This window comes from Georgenia sp., assembly GCF_054605595.1.
This window is the reverse complement of the sequence record NZ_JBTSDU010000041.1, coordinates 1-21803: the sequence shown is the minus strand read 5'-3', so window position 1 is coordinate 21803 and position 21803 is coordinate 1. Positions and strand designations below refer to the sequence as shown.

At 70.7% G+C, this 21803-nt stretch carries 14 protein-coding genes; 9 read left to right on the top strand and 5 right to left on the bottom strand.

All coding sequences use genetic code 11. The features are described from left to right. The first annotated feature begins 143 nt into the window (after positions 1–143). Entirely contained in the window at positions 144–1214 is a 1071-nt protein-coding gene (locus ACYC1Z_RS06990) for a tyrosine-type recombinase/integrase (protein ID WP_461408807.1), read from the top strand. A gap of 264 nt (positions 1215–1478) precedes the next feature. Here ACYC1Z_RS06990 and ACYC1Z_RS06985 read toward each other — a convergent pair whose 3' ends face one another. Then, entirely contained in the window at positions 1479–1748 is a 270-nt protein-coding gene (locus ACYC1Z_RS06985; RefSeq protein WP_461408806.1) for a hypothetical protein, read from the bottom strand. Positions 1749–2181: 433 nt separating this feature from the next. On the opposite strand from ACYC1Z_RS06985, the gene ACYC1Z_RS06980 reads away from it, so the two are divergent. Further along, positions 2182–2406: an excisionase family DNA-binding protein gene (locus tag ACYC1Z_RS06980; protein ID WP_461408805.1), complete on the top strand. Its 225-nt coding sequence runs from the start codon at positions 2182–2184 to the stop codon at positions 2404–2406. 354 nt (positions 2407–2760) lie between these two features. On the opposite strand, the gene ACYC1Z_RS06975 is transcribed toward ACYC1Z_RS06980, so the two are convergent. Continuing rightward, a complete protein-coding gene (locus tag ACYC1Z_RS06975) occupies positions 2761–3687 on the bottom strand; it encodes a tyrosine-type recombinase/integrase (protein WP_461408804.1) in 927 nt (308 codons plus the stop codon). Positions 3688–4027: 340 nt separating this feature from the next. Here ACYC1Z_RS06975 and ACYC1Z_RS06970 point away from each other — a divergent pair, with 340 nt between their 5' ends. Next, complete coding sequence (locus ACYC1Z_RS06970; protein ID WP_461408803.1) at positions 4028–6166, top strand: site-specific DNA-methyltransferase; 2139 nt, start codon at positions 4028–4030, stop codon at positions 6164–6166. After that, positions 6163–8748, top strand: a complete 2586-nt coding sequence (locus ACYC1Z_RS06965; RefSeq protein WP_461408802.1) for a DEAD/DEAH box helicase — start codon at positions 6163–6165, stop codon at positions 8746–8748. The genes ACYC1Z_RS06970 and ACYC1Z_RS06965 overlap by 4 nt, the downstream gene beginning before the upstream one ends. Positions 8749–8868: 120 nt before the next feature. Here the strand turns inward: ACYC1Z_RS06965 and guaA are convergent, their stop codons facing one another. After that, a complete protein-coding gene (guaA, locus tag ACYC1Z_RS06960) occupies positions 8869–10440 on the bottom strand; it encodes a glutamine-hydrolyzing GMP synthase (protein WP_461408801.1) in 1572 nt (523 codons plus the stop codon). Between the two features lie 148 nt (positions 10441–10588). Here guaA and ACYC1Z_RS06955 point away from each other — a divergent pair, with 148 nt between their 5' ends. Next, positions 10589–13162: a LuxR C-terminal-related transcriptional regulator gene (locus ACYC1Z_RS06955; RefSeq protein WP_461408800.1), complete on the top strand. Its 2574-nt coding sequence runs from the start codon at positions 10589–10591 to the stop codon at positions 13160–13162. 102 nt (positions 13163–13264) lie between these two features. Here ACYC1Z_RS06955 and ACYC1Z_RS06950 read toward each other — a convergent pair whose 3' ends face one another. After that, positions 13265–13690 carry a DUF3817 domain-containing protein gene (locus tag ACYC1Z_RS06950; RefSeq protein WP_461408799.1) on the bottom strand — a complete coding sequence of 142 codons (426 nt, stop codon included), beginning with the start codon at positions 13688–13690 and terminating at the stop codon, positions 13265–13267. Between the two features lie 121 nt (positions 13691–13811). Between ACYC1Z_RS06950 and ACYC1Z_RS06945 the strand changes: the two genes are divergently transcribed. Both ACYC1Z_RS06945 and ACYC1Z_RS06940 read left to right on the top strand, forming a co-directional pair. Beyond that, entirely contained in the window at positions 13812–15596 is a 1785-nt protein-coding gene (locus ACYC1Z_RS06945) for an ABC transporter transmembrane domain-containing protein (RefSeq protein ID WP_461408798.1), read from the top strand. Further along, on the top strand, positions 15593–17323 hold the full coding sequence (locus tag ACYC1Z_RS06940; RefSeq protein WP_461408797.1) for an ABC transporter ATP-binding protein: 1731 nt from the start codon (positions 15593–15595) through the stop codon (positions 17321–17323). Before ACYC1Z_RS06945 ends, ACYC1Z_RS06940 begins: the two co-directional genes overlap by 4 nt. 4 nt (positions 17324–17327) lie before the next feature. Here the strand turns inward: ACYC1Z_RS06940 and ACYC1Z_RS06935 are convergent, their stop codons facing one another. Next, the gene (locus ACYC1Z_RS06935; RefSeq protein WP_461408796.1) at positions 17328–18260 is read right to left on the bottom strand and encodes an SURF1 family protein; all 933 of its coding nucleotides are present in this window, start codon (positions 18258–18260) and stop codon (positions 17328–17330) included. A 193-nt stretch (positions 18261–18453) separates the two neighbouring features. Here ACYC1Z_RS06935 and ACYC1Z_RS06930 point away from each other — a divergent pair, with 193 nt between their 5' ends. Further along, complete coding sequence (locus ACYC1Z_RS06930; RefSeq protein WP_461408795.1) at positions 18454–20952, top strand: phosphoketolase family protein; 2499 nt, start codon at positions 18454–18456, stop codon at positions 20950–20952. A gap of 102 nt (positions 20953–21054) precedes the next feature. Next, positions 21055–21803: AAA family ATPase (locus ACYC1Z_RS06925; RefSeq protein ID WP_461408794.1), on the top strand; the 749-nt coding region annotated here is incomplete at its 3' end.

Below are 21803 nucleotides of genomic sequence, written 5' to 3'. Positions count from 1 at the left end.
CTTAGAGCCACTCTAAGGAGTCAAACACTTGTTTGATTTGAGCGGCAGGCAGCGCTACCTTGCGGCAAACGTCGTCCGCCAACGACCTCAGATTACGTGGCTGTGCCCCGGGAGCCGCGCGACACGGAAGGTTGGCGGACGCCATGACACAGCAGCATCGGCTCGGGGAGACGGTCGAGGAGTACCTCCGCTTCCGAGCGGCCACCTGCTCGGCGGCGACCGTGAAGAACGAAGGGTTCGTGCTCAGGCGGTTCACCTCCTGGTACGGCGACGTCCAGTTGCGGCACATGAAGTCCGAGAAGGTAGCCGACTGGTTCTACGGCGATGGCGGCCTGCGCCACCAGCATGTGACTCGCGACGGTGTTCACCGGCCGCCGATCAAGGCAACCACGGCGAACTACTACCGGACGCGACTGGGGTCGTTCTTTCGCTGGGCGACCCGGCGGGGGTACTTGAAGCGAGACCTCCTCCAGGACGTTGAGTCCCTCACGCCAGTTCGGCGGGATCGCTTGCGATTGGCCCCGGATGACCTCGTTCGCCTGCTCGATGTTGCGCACGACCCACGTGATCGAGGCTTCCTCGCGATGCTGATCAACACGGGATTCCGGGGCGGCACGGCTATCTCGCTGAAGGTGGGGGACGTCGACCTGGCGACGGAGACCCTTCGCGTCCACGTCAGCAAGAGCGGGATCGATGACCGGTTCCCTGTCACCGCAGACCTGCGTGCCGAACTTGAGCGGTGGATGCACACCTATGCGCGGGACATCGGCAGGCCGCTGCGCACGTCGGACTACTTGTTCCCCGCACGTGTCCGGACGGTCTACTGCTGGGTGACGAACGCTGACGGGTCCAAGAGCCGCTTGCGAACGGCCACAGCGTGGTCCCCCACCCGCCCGATGACCCACGGGGAGCGCGTCGTCCAGAGCGCGCTGGCCGCACTCGGTTTCCCGACCCGGGACGAGGGGTGCCACACGTTGAGGCGGTCGGTGGCTCGGGTGCTCTTCGACTCAATGTCCGCCGACACCGGGTACGACGCCGCGCTACGGACGGTCTCTGCCACGCTGCATCACAAGTCGAGCGCGACCACGGAGATCTACCTGGGGCTGACGTCGGAGCGAGCCCGGCGTGACTCACTGCTCCGCGGCCGCCCCTTTCTGTCCGGCCTTGCCGCGCCCGGGGCGGACGTCGTGGACATGCACGCCAAGCGCTCCTAGCCGGACTGCGATTCACCCCTCCACGGCCTCTGGCGCCGGGCCTGTCCCCTGCACGCCATCTCCTCCAAAGGGGTGACCACGGAGGACGGGTGGAGCCGCTGGGTGCCCTGAGCACGCGCTTCCCACCTCCTGCCACCGGCATGAGGAGTCGCGATGCCTACGCGCCCGGCGGACGAGAGCCATCTTGATCTGTCAGACACACGCTATGACCGTGCCCGGTCTCTGAGGTCGTGCAACTGGTGGACGCGCCCTCGGTGGTGTCCCTCAAAGCCGGTCCTGAGGATGGTCGATGGCTCTTGGCACCAACCGGCGAAGTGCCGACGGCTCGACTGTCCCCACTGCATCCATACGCACATAGTTCAATCTGCGGCGGCTATCGAGATGGCTCGTCCGGAACAGATGCTCACCCTCACCATGCGACCCGAGCAGGTCGTGGACCCCCACGATGCCCTCGGGCGCATCCAGCGAATCCTGCGCAAGCGCGGCATCGAGATGTGCGCGGTCGTGGAGCGCCACCGCAGCGGGCGCCTCCACATGCACCTCCTACTCCACGGCGCCCTTCTGGATCCGGTGGCTAGCCGCGACCTGGCTCGTCGCGCGGGACTCGGTCGTCCTAACCTCCGTCGCTACCGCGTCAGTGGGTCGCGCCACCACGATTACCTGTTCAAGCAGGCGCGCTTCGCGGAAAGCCAGGCGCGCTACCTAGCCGACAACAACGGCAGGTTGATCGCTACCTCCACCCGCAAGTTCTGGCGCGACGCCGACACGGGGCAAGTCTTCAGTGGCGTCACGAAGGCCAAGGCAGAGGCGCGCCGACGGTACGTCGAGCAGCGCCGCCAGGACCTGGGAACAGCCCTGAGCCGCCGTGCGCAGCCTGAGACATCGAGCGCCCCCTCCACGCCCTGTCCGACCGCCAAGTTCTCCTTGAGAAGGGGTGAAAGCATCAACGACTATCCAGGAGGTCCCCATGCACGAGAATCCTCAGCCCATCCGCCTGCTCACCATGGGAGAGGCCGCCGACCGTCTCGGCGTCTCGACCCGGTTCGTGCGGATGGCGGTCCGCGATGGCCTGATCTCGACCGTCCGGCTGGGTCGCTTGGTCCGGTTCCGCCCGGAGGACGTGGAGCAGTACATCGACCAGCAGGTGGATCCGGCGCGCGCTGGGCACGGAGCGCGGAACGGGGTGGCCTGAGATGGCCCACCGATGCCGAGACTGTGCAGCACGCGAGCGCGAGCAGCGCGGTACCAACGCATCCCGACTTCCCAACCCCAACTGCGAGTGCAACCACGGGCGCTCTTTCCATCGCGGCGGCGGCGTGGGGAAGCGGTGCTTGGCGCTGGGCTGCCACTGCCCTGGGACGCAACCGAACGCCACCGGGAGCATCGTGGTCGTCATTCTCCCAGGGGCGACCGAGGCGGACTGGCTTCCGGCACTCGTGCGCGCCCTGGGCGCCGAGCGAGGCAACCACGCCTAGAGCGACTCTAAGAAGTCTGAGAGTGAGGGGGTGGGCTAGTGGCGGGCTGGCCTCCGGGCCTGTCGGATCGATCAGGCTCGGCGGCGCGCTGCCGGATCATGCTCGGCCGTCAGCGCGGCCACCGCCTCCACGCTGGGGCGGGCGTACCGCTGCAAGGTCCGAAGCGATGCGTGGCGGGACTTCGCCATGAGCAACGGCAGCGGGACGCCCGCCTCGGCGAGGTGCGTGATCGCCGAGTGGCGCAGTTGATGGAGGGTGTGCCCATCCGATGCCTCGCCGAACACCTGGGCGGCTCGGCGGTAGGACAGGCGCGCAAGGCCCGTCGTCGGGCACAAGTCGTTCGAGGGGACCGCCCGGCTAGCAGGCGCTGGACGGCTGGCAAGGAACAACGGCCCGCGGACACGGCCGTCGATGACCGTGGGCAGCAGGCGAGCGGACGCGGTCTGGAAGTGCAACACATCTCGGTCACCACCCTTACGGACGGTGTAGGCGCGCTTGTTGGCGAGATCGACGTCCTCGACGTTGAGCCGGAGCACCTCTTCGGCGCGGGCCCCCGTCTCATACAGCAGCCGCCACAGGGTGCGGTCTCGGATCGAGACGCCGCGCTTGGTGAAGAGTCGCTCTAGGTGGTCGCGACTCAGGGACCGGCTGTGGTCCTCCGGGAGGCGCCTGCGCTCCAGCCCGTCAGCGAGGCGTTCGTCCACCCAGCCCATTCGTGCGGTGAACGAGATGAACGAGCGCATGGTCGCGACCACCCGGTTCCAGGTCGCTGGCGCAACGTCCGAGTATGCCGCCGAGACGGCCAGGGCAAGATCGGAACGTCCCACCGCCGCAAGGGGCACCGAGCCGAAGTGGTGACCGACGGCGGTCAACGTGAGGGAGTACACGCGCCTGGTGCCGGGAGACAACGCCCGTTCGAGGAACGCCGCCGAGGCGGTCTCCCAGTCAACGGTGGCCGTGTCCGCACCGACCGGCACCAGCGATCGTCTCGCCGTCATCGCGGCCCCCATCCCCGTCTCGCAGTAAACGTGCCGACGAGTCGCAGACGCGAGGTGCCGATCCGTGCAGGCCAGCACCGCCCAGGGTAGCGGCCCGCCGCAGTGAATAGCCCATTTACTGCGAAGACTTCGGGACCGCCTCTCGGGCAGCAGGCAGCCCCGCAGGTGACACGCCTTGCGGCGACAAGAGCACCGAGGGTCCGACGGGCACCGACTGACTCACGAGGGAGCCAGAGCGGCGCGGGGAGACGGGTCGGCGAGCCCGCCAGGCTAGGTTGGCCGCGCAACCCAACAGCATCGAGGCGGGCCTAGCGAATCCGCAGAGTGAGGACTGACGCCGGTGTCGAGACTGACCGAACTATTACGAGCGGCGCGCAAAGCCGATGCTCAGTTGGGCGCTGACCTGGAGAAGGAAGTCTCCGCGCTCGTAAAGCGCAGAACCTTCGGGCTCGTCTTCGAACGGCACCAGCCCGAAGCCGTCGAGTTGCCCGGTCGGTCTCCGCGTCGTGGCGACAAGGTGCGAGCACTCCCTCCTCGCGGCGAGGTCAAGGAGGGCGACCAGCGGCTCTGGCGGGTGGACCGGATCGAGCGGGTGGACGGCACCCGGGTCGGGCACCTAACTGAGATCGGAGCGGAGGAACCGGAGACGCAGGCAGCGCTGGTCGAGGACCTGGTGGTCGTAGCCGAGTTCACGGACCGCGTCTTCCCCGGATTGGTCGAGACCGGGCGCGTGGAGCGGGGTGGGCCGGACAAGCCTTTCCATACCGTGATTAACGCCGAGAACTACCACGCCCTAGAGATGCTCACCTACACGCACCGCCACTCGATCGACGCCATCTACATCGATCCGCCCTACAACACCGGGGCGAAGGACTGGAAGTACAACAACGACTACGTCGAAGGCGACGACGACTACCGGCACAGCAAGTGGCTGGCCTTCATGGAGCGACGGCTGGAGATCGCCAGGGAACTCCTGCGTCCCGATGACTCGGTGCTGATCGTCACGATTGACGAGAAGGAGGTCCACCGTCTCGCACTCTTGCTGGAGCAGAGTTTCCCAGAGGCTCGAATCCAGATGGTTTCGAGTGTCATCAACCCAGCCGGAACCGCACGCACGAACCAGTTTGGCCGCACAGATGAATACATCTTCTTCGTTATGCTCGGAGCAAACGGCCCCCAGCCTCTGCCACTGCCCCCGGCATGGATGGGGCAGGTTGCCAACTCTGTAAAGGGGCGACTTCACTGGAACCCTTTGCTCCGAACCGGCACCGGAACGTCGCGCCGGGAGAGGCCAGGACTCTTCTTTCCGATCTTTGTTCAGCGTGACGGGTCGAGTGTTCATTCGGTGGGTGAGGCCCTTGACTTGGAAGTCGACCGCTCCTCGGTTGCCGCTCCCGAAGGAACGGTAGCGGTCTGGCCGATTCGAACTAATGGTGACGAGGGTAGGTGGCAGATTTCTCCGGCCGCCGTCCGAGAAGCGCTCTCCAAGGGGTTTCTCCGTCTAGGCGGGTTCACCCCTCGCGGGATGGCTATCACCTACTTGAAGGCAGGAGAGAGGTCGAAGGTTGAAACTGGGCTGTTCCCCATCACAGGACGGCGGGCGGACGGTTCAGTCATCGTGGATGAGTCTGCGTACGTAGCCACCTACGTGCCCGGCACGCAGTGGAGCATTCCCTCCCACGACGCAAGCCGGAACGGTTCAAACCTCGTGCAAGGCCTTCTAGCCGGGAGAAAGTTTCCCTTCCCTAAGTCTCTATACGCCGTGGAAGACACCCTTCACTTCTTTGTGAAGGGAAAGCCTGAGGCGATCGTCTTGGACTTCTTCTCGGGATCCGGCACCACCGCTCACGCCGTCATGCGCCTGAACCGTCAGGACGGCGGTCGCCGTCAGTGCATCTCAGTGACAAATAATGAAGTTGCCGCCGCCGAGCAGAAGGAACTACGCAAGCAGGGTCTGCGTCCGGGTGACCCCGAATGGGAAGCGCTGGGCATCTGCGACTACATCACCAAGCCCCGCGTGACCGCTGCCATCACTGGCCAGACGCCCGACGGCGACCCAATCAAGGGTGACTACAAGTTCACCGACGAGTTCCCGATGAGCGAGGGCTTCGAGGAGAACGCCGCGTTCTTCACCCTGACCTATGAAGACCCCCTGTCCGTCCGGCACCATCGAGCGTTCGAGCGGGTGGCTCCGATGCTGTGGCTGCGGGCCGGGTCACGGGGCCGGGTCCTTGACGACTTGGGCGAGGACGGCTGGGACGTGGCCGAGGCGTACGGCGTGCTGGAGAACATCGACCAGATGGCTGATTTCGTGGCTCGGGTGGCCGAAATCGAGACGGTGGAGACGGTCTTCGTTGTGACCGACTCGGACGCGGCCTTCCAGGCGGCCTGCAGGGACCTGCCGGAGCGGGTAACGGCATTCCGGCTGTATGAGTCCTACCTGTACAACTTCCAGATCAACCGGAGGGCTGGCGCATGAGGTACACGCTGAAGGACTACCAGGTCGATGCGGTACGTGGCTCACTCCGTCGCCTGGAGCAGGCCCGAGACATGTACCAGCGCTACGGCTCGCTGTCCCAGTTCTCCCTCGCTGCGACTACGGGCGCGGGCAAGACGGTCATGGCGGCATCCATCATCGAGTCGCTGTTATTTGGCTCGGATGAGTTCGACTTCCCCGTAGACCCGGGAGCGACAGTGCTGTGGTTCTCGGACGACCCAGCGCTGAATGAGCAGTCGAGAGCCCGCATCCAGTCCGCGGCCAGTGAGTTGGACTCCCGGCTGCGGGTCATCGAGAACACCTTCTCGGAGACCGCGTTCACCCCTGGAATGGTCTACTTCCTTAACGCGCAGAAGTTGTCCAAGAACGCCCGCCTCGTGCGGGGAGCGCAGCCGGATGACCCGGACGAGCCGAGGCTCTTTCAACCGACACCCGACATGGTGCAGCAGACGATCTACGACGTGATCCGCAACACCCTGGAGGCCGAGGGCAGGACGCTGTACTTCATCCTGGACGAAGCGCACCGTGGCATGAACACGGCGGGAGAGCGGGACACCATTGTCCAGCGGCTCATTGACGGCGGATCGGGCGCTCCCCCTATGCCGGTGGTCTTCGGCATCTCGGCCACGGTCGATCGCTTCACCGAGGCGATGAAGAAGGTCACGAACCGGACCGCATTGCCCCCCGTGGAGGTCGATTCGGCCCTGGTGCAGGCATCCGGGCTACTGAAGGACGACATCGTGCTGACGATCCCGACCGAGGAAGGGGTCTTCGACACCACCCTTCTGCGGCGTGCCGTGCAACGGGTCAAGGAGTCCACCGATGCCTGGGCCGCCTACGCGGTCGAGCAGGAGGAGGCCGACGCCGTCGTGCCGCTCCTGGTCGTACAGGTGGCGGACAAGCCCACCGAGGCGGACCTCGCCCGGGTGCTCGACGTCGTCCACGACGAGTGGCCCGACCTTCCCCTGGACGCGGTGGCGAACGTCTTCGGCACTCACACCGACTGGATGGTCGGCCAGCAGCCGGTTCCCTACATCGCCCCGCAGCGGGTGCAGGACACCAAGCACATCCGGGTACTGCTCGCCATGGAGGCGATCTCCACCGGCTGGGACTGCCCCCGCGCCGAGGTCCTCATCTCCTTCCGGACCCGCAACGACTCGACCTACGTCCACCAGTTGCTCGGGCGGATGATGCGCACCCCGCTGGCCCGGCGCATCCCGGGCAACGAAGTGCTCAACTCGGTGGACTGCTTGCTGCCGTACTTCGACCGCAAGACCTCCACGGCCATCGCCCAGATGCTCATGCGGGGCAAGACTGCCGTGGACGACTCTGAACAGGGCGAGGGCGACGAGGAGACCCGGAGGGCGCGCCGGGTGCTCTTCGACCCGGTGCGACTGGAGCCGAACCCCGAGGTTCCAGCGGAGGCCTGGGACCTGCTGGAACGCATCCCCTCAGTGACGATCCCCAAGTCCGACGTCAAGCCCATCAGGCGGCTGGACGCCCTCTCCACGGCACTGTCCAGGGACGACCTCGTGGAGAACGCCGTGGCCAAGGCTCAGACGCACCTGTGCGCAGTGCTGGACGGGCGCTCGGTCCAGTACAAGCAGAAGGTCGCCCAAGCCCGCAGGGACGTCCTCACGATGACCGGTGAGGAGGCCCAGGGCCGGGTCGGCATGGAAGGGTTCACCTACGAATCCTTCGAGGTCAGCGCCGACCCTCGGGCGATCGAGGACTCCTACCAGCACTCCGCCCGCCTGCTGACGAAGTGGCTGGCTTCCGCCTACGTCGACCACCTCGTAGGGCCGGACGAGGCGGAGATGGACCTGCTGGAAGCCAACATCACCGTCGCCGCACTCGGGCGCGTACCCGAGATCGTGTCCGATATCGAGCAGGAGGCAGACCAACTCGCCCGCGAGTGGCTCAAGCAGACCCGCGTGGCCCGCAAGGGACTGTCCGACGAGCAGCAGGCCGAGTATGACCGCCTGGAGGGCATGTCGACCTACCCCGAACGCATCTCCCTGACCGCGCCCAAGGCGGCCCTGGCCGACCGAAAGGCCCGCGACAAGGACGGGACCGAGCACGACCTGCCCACCCGCCGCCTGCACCTGATGGCCACGCAGGAGGGAACCGTGCCCGTCGACCTGAACGATTGGGAGCGCAAGGTGCTCGACTCTGAGTCCGATCAGCCCGGCTTCAGGGGGTGGTACCGCAATCCCTCGCGCGCCACCAAGGAGTCACTGGCCGTCGCCTACAAGGCCGGGACCGGCGAGTGGAAGGCGATGCGTCCGGACTTCATCTTCTTCGGCTCCGACCACACCGGGGCGCTCGTCGCAGACCTGGTGGACCCCCATGGGCACCATCTCTCGGATGCCCTTCCGAAGTTGCGGGGACTGGCCGACTTTGCCGAGCAGTACGCCGACGAGTTCCGTCGAGTCGAGTCTGTCGCGGAAACCGACGGAACGATGCGCGTCCTCGACCTCACGAAGCCCCATGTCCGGCAAGCCGTCCGCGCAGCCTCTGACGCCAATATGCTCTACGTCTCGGAGATCGCACGCGACTACTAGCGGCTGCCGAGCGCCAGCCTCGCGACGGAGGACGCCGCGCTCCCGGATGGGCTAGGTTCGGCCGCATCGACAGAAGTCGGTCGATTGGCGGTTGCGTTTCCTCAGGTCAGCGTTGAGGGGTTACTCCCACTCGATGGTGCCCGGCGGCTTGCTCGTGACGTCGAGCACCACCCGGTTGACCTCGGGCACCGCGTTGGTGATCCGGGAGGAGATCGTCGCCAGCACCTCGTAGGGCAGGCGGGACCAGTCGGCGGTCATGGCGTCCTCGGAGGAGACCGGGCGCAGCACGATCGGGTGGCCGTAGGTGCGCCCGTCCCCCTGGACACCGACGGACCGCACGTCGGCCAACAGCACCACCGGGCACTGCCAGATGTCGCGGTCCAGGCCGGCGTGGGTGAGCTCCTCGCGCGCGATGGCGTCGGCGGCGCGCAGGATCTCCAGCCGCTCCGCCGTCACCTCGCCGATGATGCGGATGCCGAGCCCGGGCCCCGGGAACGGCTGGCGCCACACGATCGACTCGGGCACGCCGAGCTCGAGCCCGACGGCGCGCACCTCGTCCTTGAACAGGGTGCGTAGCGGCTCGACGAGCTCGAACTGCAGGTCCTCCGGCAGGCCGCCGACGTTGTGGTGGGACTTGATGTTGGCGGCGCCCTCGCCGCCGCCGGACTCCACGACGTCGGGGTAGAGCGTCCCCTGGACGAGGTACTTCACCTCGGTGCCGTGCTCGCCCGCCTCCTCGACGATCTCGCGGGCGGCGTCCTCGAAGACGCGGATGAACTCGCGGCCGATGATCTTGCGCTTGGTCTCCGGGTCGGTGACACCGGCCAGCGCGTCCAGGAAACGCTCGGCGGCGTCGACCACCTTGAGGGTGACGCCGGTGGCGGCGACGAACTCCTGCTCCACCGCCTCGGCCTCGCCGGCGCGCAGCAGGCCGTGGTCGACGAAGACGCACGTGAGCTGGTCACCGACGGCGCGCTGCACGAGGGCGGCGGCGACCGAGGAGTCGACGCCACCGGAGAGGCCGCAGATGACACGGCCGGCGCCCACCCGGGCGCGGATGGCGGCGACCTGCTCGGCGATGACGTTGCCGGGGGTCCAGTCCGGGACCAGTCCGGCACCGTCGTACAGGAAGCGCTCGAGCGCCTCCTGGCCCAGCACGGAGTGCTTGACCTCGGGGTGCCACTGGACGCCGTAGAGGTGCCGCTCGCGGTCCTCGAACGCGGCCACGGGCGAGCCCGTCGAGGTGGCGAGCACCTCGAAGCCGGGCGGGGCCATCTGGACGGCGTCCCCATGGGACATCCACACGGTCTGCTGGGTGGGCGACCCGGCGAGGAGCTCACCCGCCGCCGCCACCTGGACCACCGTGGAGCCGTACTCGCGTGCACCGGTGTGCGCGACCGTGCCACCGAGGGCCCGGGCCATCGACTGGAAGCCGTAGCAGATCCCCAGCACCGGGACGCCGGCCTCGAAGAGTGCCGGGTCGGTGCCGGGCGCCCCGTCGGCGTACACGGAGGCCGGTCCGCCGGAAAGGATGATGCCGGCCGGGTCCTTGGCGAGCATCTGCGCCACCGGCATGGTGTGCGGGACGATCTCGGAGTAGACCTTCGCCTCGCGAACCCGCCGGGCGATGAGCTGGGCGTACTGGGCGCCGTAGTCGACCACGAGGACGGGGCGCGATTCTGGGGTGCTCACCGGCCCAGGATAGAGGGCGCCGAGGCCCCCGCGTCCGACCGGTCCACCAGCGGCGACGGCCCGACCGCTCAGCTCGGCCGCCGCCGTGCCGATGGGACGGTGGAGGGCAACCGTGCCCTGCAGGGGGCCGATCGAAGGCAGTCGACGCATGGCCGTCCCGGTGACGCTCCCCCGCTGGCAGCTGCTGCCGCGCGTGCACCACACGGCGGCGGCCCGGTCGGCGATCGAGAGCGGGCGCAGCCTGCTGGTCATCGGGGAGCCCGGCGTCGGGAAGACCCAGCTGGTCGAGTCGGTCCTGTCGCAGGGCCTGCCACCATCGGTGGGCCCGGTCCTGACCGTACCCGGCGCCATCGCCGACGACGCCCCCCTGGCGACCGTGTACCCGCGCCTCGCCGCCCTGCTCGAGCGGTGCGGTCCCATGGACGGCAGGCCCACGCCGGTCGGGCCCCGGCCCGTGCTCCGGGTCGAGGACGGCCACCGCCTCGACATCGGACTGGCCCACGCACTGGCCCGCCTCGCCCGCGAGGGGACCGCGCAGGTGATCGCTACCCTGCACCCGGCCGCCGCGAGCCGGTCTCCCTGGGTCGAGCTGTGGCGCGACGGCGTCGCGGAGCGGCTCGACGTTCCCACCCTCTCCCCGGCCGAGATCGAGGAGCTGACGGTGGCGGTGCTCGGCGGGCCCGCCACCACGGACACCTACGACCGCATCGTCGCCCGCTGCGGGGGCAACGCCTTCTTCCTCCGCGAGCTGCTGCGGGTCGAGCTCGAGGCCGGCACCCTCGTGGAGCAGCGCGGGGTGTGGCTCGGTCCCGTCGCGCTGCCGCCGGACGATCGGGTCGTCGACGTCGTCCGGCGCTCGCTCGGGCGCCTCGACGCGGCGGCCCGCGAGGCGTTCGACCTCGTCGCGCTCGCCGGCCCGCTACCGGTGGGTGCCGTGCCGTCGATCGTCGACGCGGCCACGCTCGCCCGGCTCGTCGACGACCGGCTCGTGGTCATCGAGCAGGGGCCGGGACCCGAGGCCGCCGCCGAGCCGATGATCCGCGTGCACCACCCCATGGTCGCCGAGGCGGCACGGATCCTCGTCCCGCTGGACCGACGTCGACGCCTGTACCTGGCGCTGCGCGGGCGGGCCCCCGGGCGCTGCCCCTCGGACTCCCCGGCCGGGCTCGTGCGACGGGTGCTCTGGGCCCTGGACGTCGGCATCGCCGAGGACGTCACGCTCCTCACCGCGGCCGTCGACGCCGCCCTGCTCCGGCACCTGTGGCAGGACGCGATCCGGATCGCCCGCGCCGCGCTCGGTCGGCTCGAGCCGACCGACCCGGCACGGGCCGAGCTCCTGATGCTGCGCGCCGCCGCCTGGCAATGGCTCGACGAGCCCGGCCACGCCGTCGCCGATCTCGCGGCGGTCCGCCGTCTGCTCGCCGGGATGGAGCGCGGTCCCCACCACGACGCGCTCGCCGTCCAGCTCGCCGACCAGGTGGTCGGCCTCGCCCGGCTCCAGGTCGGCGACATCGACATCGCGCTGACCGAGCTGCGCCGCACGCGCGACGCGCTCGACGACGGCCTCGCGCCCGAGCACCGGCTGGCCCTCCGGATCTCCTGGCTCGCGCACCTGGGCGCGGCCGGACGGTCCCAGGAGAGCCTCGCCCCCTCGCTCGACCTGCTCCGCGGCACGGTGGCCGGCCCCGAGCTGCTCCCGCTGGTCATGCCCGTGACCTATGGGCTCGGGCTCACGGGCCGCCTCGACACCGCCCGGACGATCTCCCGGCAGGGCGCAACCCTGGCGATGGCGACGCCGGACAGCCGCCACCCCTGGCTGGTGGACGACATCGTCATCAGCCACGCGCTCGTCCTGCTGTGGTCGGGCGAGGTCGAGGGGTTCGCGGATCTCGTCGACGGCCGGAACGGACCCCGCGGCTACTCCGAGCACGAGGTCTTCGTCCAGGTCGGGCGCGGGCTCCTGGCCGGCGCCCACGGCCGGTGGACCGATGCCCACCGCGAGCTGGAGGGCGCGGTCGCCAGGTACGCCGCCCTGGATGTCAGCGGGATCAGTGCCTACGCGACGGCGGTCGCGGCCGTCGCGGCGGCCGCCTCGGGCGCCGCGGGGCGCGCCCGGGAGCTGATCGCGGCGGTGGCGCAGTCCCCGCGGCGGGCCTCCGTCGTGGTCGAGCCCGACCTGCGGCTGCACCTGCTCGACGCCGGAGCCTGGCTGCGCGAGCCCACGCACCTGGCGGACGCGGTGGCGCTGGCCCGGTGGTCGCGGGACCGGGGCCTGCACCGGACGGAGCTCGAGGCGCTCCACCGCACCGTCGTCGCCGCGGGCCGCCGGCCGGTCCGGATCGACGCGGGCGGCAACGGCGCCGCGATCAGCGGCACCGTGATGGGGCGCATCCGGGCCCTGGCCGGCGCGGTCTCCGGCAGGCGGGCCGCCGCGCTCGTCGCGCACGCCGAGGCCATCGCGAGCGAGGACCACCAGCTCGCCCTGGCGCGGACCCAGGAGCTGGGCCGGCTGGGTCTGTGGCTGCCCGGCCGCGTCTGGGGTGCAGGCCTGACCCGCCGCGAGCGGGAGATCGCCGGCCTCGCGGCGGGCGGGCTGAGCAGCCGGGAGATCGCGGGCCGGTTCACCCTGTCCGTGCGGACGGTGGACACGCACCTGTCCCATGTGTTCGCCAAGCTCGGCGTCCACAACCGGCGCGACCTGGCCGAGGCGTTGCGCGGCTGACCGTGGCCGTGGCCGGCCGCCCGACGGACGTCGCCGTGGGCTCGGTGATCGGCGCGCCCCGGACGTCCCGCATGAGCGGACGCAGCGGGTCGAGCGCTGTGCTCAGGCGCCGCGGGCCGCCCGGCGCGCCAGCAGGGCGGGCAGGTCCGCCTCGACCCAGCGCCTCGCGCGGCGCTCCATGACGAAGGACAGCAGGGGGACCACCCCGCCGGCGATGAGCGCCGCGACCCGGCCGAGGCCCCAGCGCATCGAGGACCACAGGTTGAAGACGGTGAGCGCGTAGACGACGTAGATCCACCCGTGCACGATCGCCACCCAGGACCCCAGGACCGGCCGGGCGCTCGTCCACTGCCCGGGGACCTCGGTGCCGTTGAGCTGGAGGACGTACTTCAGGACCATCTCCAGGACCAGCACGAGCAGCATCGTGCCGGTGACCAGGGCCATCACCCGGTATCTCGCGAAGGCGCCACGCACCTTGCTCTCCTGGGCGGCCACGGCGTCGACGCCGTCCGGCACGCTGCTCGTCACGGTTCGGTCCCTTCGGTCGGTTGGCCCAGTCTCTCATCGCACCGCGCCGGGCCCATCAGATCACATCGCGCCGGACAAATCAGATGGTCCGGCGTCGGCGGCCACGCGTACCGTCTACGGCGTGCTCGAACCGCTCCGCGGAGACCCCGGCCACCCGCCGCTGACCTCCCCGCTCGCCCTGCTGGGCTGGCTGGCGCGCCGGCAGGGCTCGATCATGGCGTTCGCGATCGGCGTCGGGATCCTCAACTCGCTCGCCGCGGCGTCGTTGCCCTTCCTGCTCGGCACCGCCGTGGACGAGGGCCTCGCGGCGGGCCTGTCACGCGAGCTGGTGGTCATCTGCCTCCTCCTGCTGGGGGTCGGGCTCGTCATGGCCGTGACCGACTCCGTCCGGCACATCGGCGAGGTCGCCGGCTGGCTCCACGCCGCGTTCGGCGTGTCCCGGCTGGTCGGTCACCACGTCACCCGCACGGGCCCCGCGATCAGCGCCGAGCTGCCCACCGGGGAGGTCGTCTCCACGGTGGCCTCGGACGCCTACCACGTCGGCAACACGGCCGAGCAGGTGCCCCGGTTCGTCGGGTCGCTGGTGGCCTTCGGTGTCGTCGCGGTGGTCCTGCTCCGCCAGTCGGTCACGCTCGGCCTCGTCGTCCTGATCGGCCTGCCCGTGACGACAGCGGTCCTCGCCCTCGTGGTCCGGCCCCTCCACGCGCGCCAGATGGTTCACCGAGAGGCCACCGGCCGCCTCACGACGCTCGGCTCGGACACGGTCTCGGGGCTGCGCGTGCTGCGCGGCATCGGCGGCGAGGACGTCTTCGCGGGCCGTTACGCCGAGCAGTCCCAGCGCGTGCGGGCGGCCGGGGTGGCCGTGGCGGGCGCCGCCGCGACCCTCGCGGCCCTCCAGGTGCTGCTGCCCGGGCTGCTGGTCGCGGCCGTCGTGTGGCTGGGCGCCCACCTGGCGCTGCGCGGGGAGATCACCCCGGGCCAGCTCGTCACGTTCTACGGCTACACGGCGTTCCTCACCCAGCCCGTGCAGGCCGCGACCGAGTTCATCCAGCTCTTCACGCGCGCCCGCGTCGGCGCCGGCAAGATCGTCAAGGTCCTCCAGGTGACGCCCTCGGCGGGTGACGGCGACGCCCCCGGCGAGGGGTCCGACCGAACGGTGGTGCCCGTGGGTCCGCTCGTGGACCTGCGCACGGGCGTGCGCATCGAGCCCGGCCGGGTCACCGCGATCGTCTCGGCCGACCCGGACGCCGCCGCGGCGCTGGCCGCCCGGGTGGGCCGCCTGCACGACGCCGACGCGGACGTCACGTGGGGCGGGGTCCCCCTGCGTGACCTCCCCCTGGCGCTGGTGCGCCACCACGTCGTCGTCTCCCCCGCCACGCCGCAACTGTTCACCGGCACCTTGCGAGGTGAGCTGGACGTGCGCGACCGGGCCGACGAGGTCGCCCTCCGCGACGCCCTGCGCACCGCCGACGCCGGCGACGTGCTCACCGCCCTGCCGGAGGGACTCGACGGCGAGATCACCGAGAAGGGCCGATCCCTCTCCGGCGGTCAGCGCCAGCGCGTCGCCCTGGCCCGCGCGCTGCTCGCCGAGGCGCCGACCCTCGTGCTCATCGAGCCGACGAGCGCCGTGGACGCGCACACCGAGGCCCGGATCGCCGAGCACCTGGTCCGGCACCGCCGCGGCCGGACCACCGTGGTGATCACCGCGTCGCCACTGGTGCTCGAGCACGTGGACGAGGTCGTCTTCCTCGAGGGCGACGCCGAGCGGGCCCGTGGCACCCACCGCGAGCTGCAGCACCGGGCGGCCGGCGGCGACGCCGCCGCCCGTGCCTACCACCGGGTCGTGTCCCGCTCCACCGGCGACGAGGACCCCGATCTGGCCCGCACCCCGGAGGAGGTCAGATGAACCGGCTGCCGATCGCCGACACCGGCACCGTCCGCCACCTCGCCCTGGCCCTGCTGGCCCGGCACCGACGCGCCCTGGCCGCGGTGATCGCCCTGCAGGCCCTGGCCGCGGTCGCCGCGCTGGCGCTGCCGTGGCTGGTGGGCGACCTGGTCGACGCCGTCACCGTGGGCACCACCGCCCGGTACGTCGACACCGTCGCCCTGTCCCTCCTCGGGTTCGTCCTCGTCCAGGCGGTACTCGCGCGGTTCGCCCAACGCAGCGCCATGGTGCTCGGTGAGGAGGTCTTCGCCGAGCTGCGCGAGGAGTTCCTCGGCATGCTCACCCACCTGCCGCTGTCCACCGTGGAGCGCGCCGGGACGGGCGACCTGCTCGGGCGCACCACCAACGACGTCGACCGGGTGCAGTGGATCGTCCGGTTCGGCGTGCCGCGGCTGCTCGTGACGTCCGCGACGATCCTGCTCACCGTGGTCGCGGCCGCGCTCGTCGCACCTGCGGTCGCCGTCGCGCTGCTGGTGGCCGTCCCGGTCATCGTGCTCGCCGCGCGGCAGTACCTGCGGGTGGCCACCCCGGCGTACCTGACGCTGTCCGCCCAGTACGCGGATCTCAACGGGGTGCTCACCGAGTCCGTCGAGCACGCCGCCACGGTGGACGCCCTGGGCCTGGGGGTGCGGCGCCGGGCCCGTACCGACGAGGTGATCGGCCAGGCCTGGGGCACCGAGGTCCGCACCATGTGGATGCGGGTGCGGTTGTTCTTCTGGCTCGGTGTCGCGTTCGCGCTCCCCGTCGTTGCCGTGCTGCTGTGGGGCGCGGCCCTGGTCCAGGCGGGCATCGCCACGATCGGCGCCGTCACCACCGTGGCGCTGTACGCCGTCCAGGTGCGCCACCCCGTCGACGAGCTGTTGTTCTGGATCGACGAGCTCCAGGTCGCCCAGGCGAGCCTCGCCCGGATCTTCGGCGTCACCCTGGTCCAGCCGGACCGGGAGCCGACCGGTGCCACCCCGGCCGACGACCGCATCGCCGCGGAGTCGGTGCGCTACGCCTACCGGGCCGGGCAGGACGTCCTGCACGGCATCGACCTCGACCTCGTCCCCGGCGAGGTGCTCGCCGTCGTCGGCCCCTCCGGTGCCGGCAAGTCGACGCTGGGGCGGATGCTCGCCGGCATCCACCCACCCACCGGTGGCACCGTGCGCGTCGGCGGCGTGCCCCTGGTGGACCTGCCGGAGGAGGAGCTGCGCTCCCACGTCGCGCTCGTGACGCAGGAGCACCACGTCTTCGTCGGCACGATCGCGGACAACCTGCGCCTGGCGAAGGCCGCGGCCACCGAGGCACAGATGCGCACCGCGCTGGCCGCGGTGGACGCGGCCGGCTGGGCGGACCGGCTCGGGCTGGACACCGCCGTCGGGTCGGGCGGGGTGGAGCTGACCCCGGCCCAGGCGCAGCAGCTGGCCCTGGCCCGGCTGGTGCTGCTCGACCCGCACACCCTGGTGCTGGACGAAGCGACGTCGCTGCTCGACCCGCGCGCGGCGCGGCACCTGGAGCGCTCGCTCGCCGCGGTGCTGGCAGGGCGCACCGTCGTCGCGATCGCGCACCGGCTGCACACCGCGCACGACGCCGACCGGGTGGCCGTCGTGGCGGACGGCCGCGTCGTCGAGCTCGGCCCGCACGAGGAGCTCGTCGCCGCCGACGGCGAGTACGCCGCGCTGTGGCGGTCCTGGCAGCAGGAGTAGTCGGTCAGGCGAGCCCGGCCTCCTCGCGGCGGTACCGCACCTCGTCGCGGACCATCCGCCACCAGATGAACATGGCGAAACCGGCGAAGATCACCCACTCGAGGGCGTAGGCCAGGTTCTGGATGTTGAGCCCGCTCTCGACGGCCGAGGTGGGCGGCGACGCGTGCGGGAGGCCGCTCGGCCCGGCCGGCAGGCGGGTGCCGTCCGCGGCCTCGGAGAACTCCACGAGGTATCCGCTGAACGTGGGCCCGCCCCACAGGTTCGCCAGTGCGGCGGTGCTGATCGCGCCCGTCATCCCGGTGGGGTAGCTCGCCGGGTCGCCCACCTCGGAGCCGCCCAGGTGACCGGTCACCCGCTGCTCGCCCGTCGGGACCCCGAGCCGGCGCGCGGTGGCGGCGTCCACCGGCGCGGCGGCGGCGCCGTCGGTGGTGATCGAGTCGGCCGGCACCCAGCCGCGCAGGACGGGCAGCATGGCCCCGGTGTCCGGCCCCTCGCCCACCCGCAGCGCGGTGATCACGAGGACCGCGTCCTGCCCGGCCACGGACCGGCCCGGGACGAGGAGCTGCTGCCCGGGGTCGAAGGAGCCGGTGACCGACACCGGGCGGGCCAGCTCGGCCGTGGTGAACGAGGTCTGCGCGCGCAGCACGTCCTCCAGCGGGACCGGGTCCTCGGCGATCCGCTCGGCATGGGCGGCCTCCGCCTCGCTCGCCCCCCGGAGCGCGGCCCGGTCCAGCTGCCACGCGCCGAGCCTGATGCACACGAGCGCGGCGGCGAACAGCAGCACGAAGATCCCGATCATGCGCGGCGTCGCCGCCGCGCGCCAGAAGTCGCCACGGCCCCCCGTGACCTGCCCGTCCGTGCGCCCCGGTCCGGGGGTGCCGCCGTCCGGTTCCGCGCCGTCGCCCGTGACGGTCGTCTCGCCTACGGATAGGTCCACGGTCCCAGCCTAGGGGGCACCGGGCATGCCGCCGGTCTGTGCGGTGTCACACAGCCGGGGCATCCCACCCCGTTCCAGCAGGGCAGGACAAGGGCATCTGGAGGACACTGGCGTCGTCGGAACGAGCCCACGGCCGGCCACGACACCCGACGATCCGCCACGCCATGTCAGCACGAGCAGCGAGGAGATCCGTATGACCACGAGTACGCCGTCCACCACCTCCTTCCACCGCCGCAGCGAGACCGGCGCCGCACCGCTCGACGCGGAGACGCTGCGGCAGGTCGACCGCTGGTGGCGGGCTGCGAACTACCTGTCCGTCGGTCAGATCTACCTCCTGGACAACCCGCTGCTGCGCGCCCCGCTGCGCCGGGACGACGTCAAGGCGCGCCTCCTCGGCCACTGGGGCACCACCCCCGGCCTGAACTTCCTGTACGCCCACCTGAACCGCGCCATCGCCGAGCGTGACCTGAGCGCCATGTACGTCACGGGCCCCGGCCACGGTGGCCCCGGCCTCGTCGCGAACACCTACCTCGAGGGCACCTACACCGAGACCTACCCGGACATCACGCAGGACGAGGAGGGCCTGCGTCGGCTGTTCAAGCAGTTCTCCTTCCCGGGCGGCATCCCCTCGCACGTGGCACCCGAGACCCCGGGCTCCATCCACGAGGGCGGCGAGCTGGGCTACGCCCTGTCCCACGCCTACGGCGCCGCGTTCGACAACCCCGACCTGCTCGTCCTCGCCGTCGTGGGCGACGGCGAGGCCGAGACCGGCCCGCTGGCCACCTCGTGGCACTCCAACAAGTTCGTCAACCCTGCCAAGGACGGCGTCGTGCTACCCGTCCTGCACCTCAACGGATACAAGATCGCCAACCCCACCGTCCTGGCCCGCATCCCCGAGGAGGAGCTGGCGGACCTCATGCGGGGCTACGGCCACGAGCCGCACTTCTTCACGGGCGGGTTCGAGGGCGAGGACCCGGCGGCGTTCCACCGCCGCTTCGCCGAGCTGCTCGACGTCGTCCTGGACGAGATCGCCGACATCAAGGCCCGCGCGGCGCGCACGCCCGAGGACGAGCTCGAGCGCCCCCGCTGGCCGATGATCGTGTTCCGCACCCCGAAGGGCTGGACCGGCCCGAAGGAGATCGACGGCAAGCGCACCGAGGATTCCTGGCGCTCGCACCAGGTGCCGCTGGCCAACGCCCGGGACACCGACGCCCACCTCGCGGACCTTCAGACGTGGCTCCAGAGCTACCACCCCGAGGAGCTGTTCGACGACGCCGGCCGGCTGCGCCGGGAGATCGCCGCCCTCGCCCCCACCGGGTACCTGCGCATGAGCGCCAACCCGGTCACCAACGGCGGTCTGGTCCTCAAGGACCTCCGCATGCCCGACTGGCGCGAGTTCGCGGTCGACGTCGAGACCCCGGGGGCCCCGATCACCGAGGCCACCCGCACGCTCGGCAGGTACCTCACCGAGGTCATCCGCCTCAACCCGGACAACTTCCGGATCTTCGGGCCGGACGAGACGGCGTCGAACCGCCTCCAGGACGTCTACGACGTCACGGACAAGCAGTGGAACGCGGGCTACCTGCCCACGGACACCGACGACCACCTCGCCCGGGCCGGGCGCGTGGTGGAGATGCTCAGCGAGCACCAGTGCCAGGGCTGGCTCGAGGGCTACCTCCTCACCGGGCGCCACGGCCTGATGAACTCCTACGAGGCGTTCATCCACATCGTCGACTCGATGTTCAACCAGCACGCGAAGTGGTTGAAGGTCACCAACCACATCCCGTGGCGCCAGCCCGTCGCGTCGCTGAACTACCTGCTGTCCTCGCACGTGTGGCGTCAGGACCACAACGGGTTCAGCCACCAGGACCCCGGCTTCATCGACCACGTGGTCAACAAGAAGGCCGAGGTCATCCGCGTCTACCTCCCGGCGGACACGAACACCCTGCTGGCCACCTACGACCACGTACTGCGCTCGAAGCAGCTCGTCAACGTCGTCGTCGCCGGCAAGCAGCCGGCGCCGAACTTCCTGAACGTGGACGAGGCGGTCAAGCACTGCGCCCGCGGCCTCGGCATCTGGGAGTGGGCGGGCACCGAGGTCGAGGGCGAGGAGCCCGACGTCGTCCTCGCCTGCGCGGGCGACGTCCCCACGCTCGAGACCCTGGCCGCGGCCGACCTGCTGCGCCGCCACATCCCGGACCTGAAGGTCCGCGTGGTCAACGTCGTCGACCTCATGCGGCTGCAGGACGAGAAGGAGCACCCGCACGGCCTGAGCGACCGGGTCTTCGACACGCTGTTCACCACCGACCGGCCGATCGTGTTCGCCTACCACGGCTACCCGTGGCTCATCCACCGGCTCACCTACCGCCGGCACGGGCACCCGAACCTGCACGTGCGCGGGTTCAAGGAGGAGGGCACCACGACGACACCGTTCGACATGGTGATGCGCAACGACCTGGACCGCTACCACCTCGTCATGGACGTCATCGACCGGGTCCCGGGCCTGTCGGCGCGGTACGCCGGTCTGCGGCAGAAGATGATCGACGCCCGCCTGGACGCCCGGCTGTACACCCGCGAGCACGGCGTCGACATCCCCGTCGTCGCGGACTGGGTGTGGCCCGACGTCGGCGACGGCGCCACCGAGGCGGGCCGCGCAGCCGCTACGCTCGCTACCGGCGGGGACAACGAGTAGCGACCGGCAGGCACAGGAGCAGCCGGCGCAGAGCACGAGCAGCACGAGGAGGTCGCGGCGAAACCTGCCGCGGCACCCGCACCGAGGAAAGGAAGACGCGTCGTGGCGCGCAGCATCTACATCGCCTCGTCCGAGGGGTACACGGGGAAGTCGGCCGTCGCGCTGGGACTGGTCGATCTTTTCGTCCGGCGGGTCGAGAAGGTCGGGATCTTCCGGCCGGTCACCCGCAGCGGCCACGAACGGGACACCGTCGTGGACATGCTGCTGGGCCACGGCGGCGTCAGCACCACCTACGAGGACGCCGTCGCCGTCACGTACGAGGACGTGCACGCCGACCCCGAGGCCGCGCTGAGCGCCATCGTGCACAAGTACCGCGCCGTCGAGCGGGACAACGAGGTCGTCATCATCGTGGGGTCCGACTACACGGACGTCTCCACCCCCGCCGAGCTGGCGTTCAACGCGCGCGTCGCCGCCAATCTCGGCGCCCCCGTGCTGCTGGTGGTCAGCGCCATGAACCGCACGCCCGAGGAGGTCCGCCAGGTCGCCGAGCTCTCCGTCGCCGAGATCACCGCGGACCACGCGAGCACCGTCGGCGTGTTCGCGAACCGGTGCCGCCCCGAGGAACTCGACGTCGTGCTGGCCTCCCTCGCGGCGACGGGCCTGGCGGCGTGGGCGGTGCCCGAGGTGGCGCTGCTGTCCGCCCCCGTGGTCCGCGACCTCATGGTCGCGCTCGACGGTGAGCTGCTCACCGGCGAGGACGCCATGCTCGACCGCGAGGCGGAGCACCTGCTCGTCTCCGGCATGAACACCGAGCACGTCCTCGAGCGGCTCCGGGACGGCCAGCTCGCCAT

What these genes read in the sequence shown, in the direction of transcription:
- ACYC1Z_RS06990 (WP_461408807.1), top strand. Translation starts at nt 144, where the DNA reads ATGACACAGCAGCATCGGCTCGGGGAGACGGTCGAGGAGTACCTCCGC.
- ACYC1Z_RS06980 (WP_461408805.1), top strand. Translation starts at nt 2,182, where the DNA reads ATGCACGAGAATCCTCAGCCCATCCGCCTGCTCACCATGGGAGAGGCC.
- ACYC1Z_RS06975 (WP_461408804.1), bottom strand. Translation starts at nt 3,687, where the DNA reads ATGACGGCGAGACGATCGCTGGTGCCGGTCGGTGCGGACACGGCCACC.
- ACYC1Z_RS06965 (WP_461408802.1), top strand. Translation starts at nt 6,163, where the DNA reads ATGAGGTACACGCTGAAGGACTACCAGGTCGATGCGGTACGTGGCTCA.
- ACYC1Z_RS06955 (WP_461408800.1), top strand. Translation starts at nt 10,589, where the DNA reads ATGGCCGTCCCGGTGACGCTCCCCCGCTGGCAGCTGCTGCCGCGCGTG.
- ACYC1Z_RS06940 (WP_461408797.1), top strand. Translation starts at nt 15,593, where the DNA reads ATGAACCGGCTGCCGATCGCCGACACCGGCACCGTCCGCCACCTCGCC.
- ACYC1Z_RS06930 (WP_461408795.1), top strand. Translation starts at nt 18,454, where the DNA reads ATGACCACGAGTACGCCGTCCACCACCTCCTTCCACCGCCGCAGCGAG.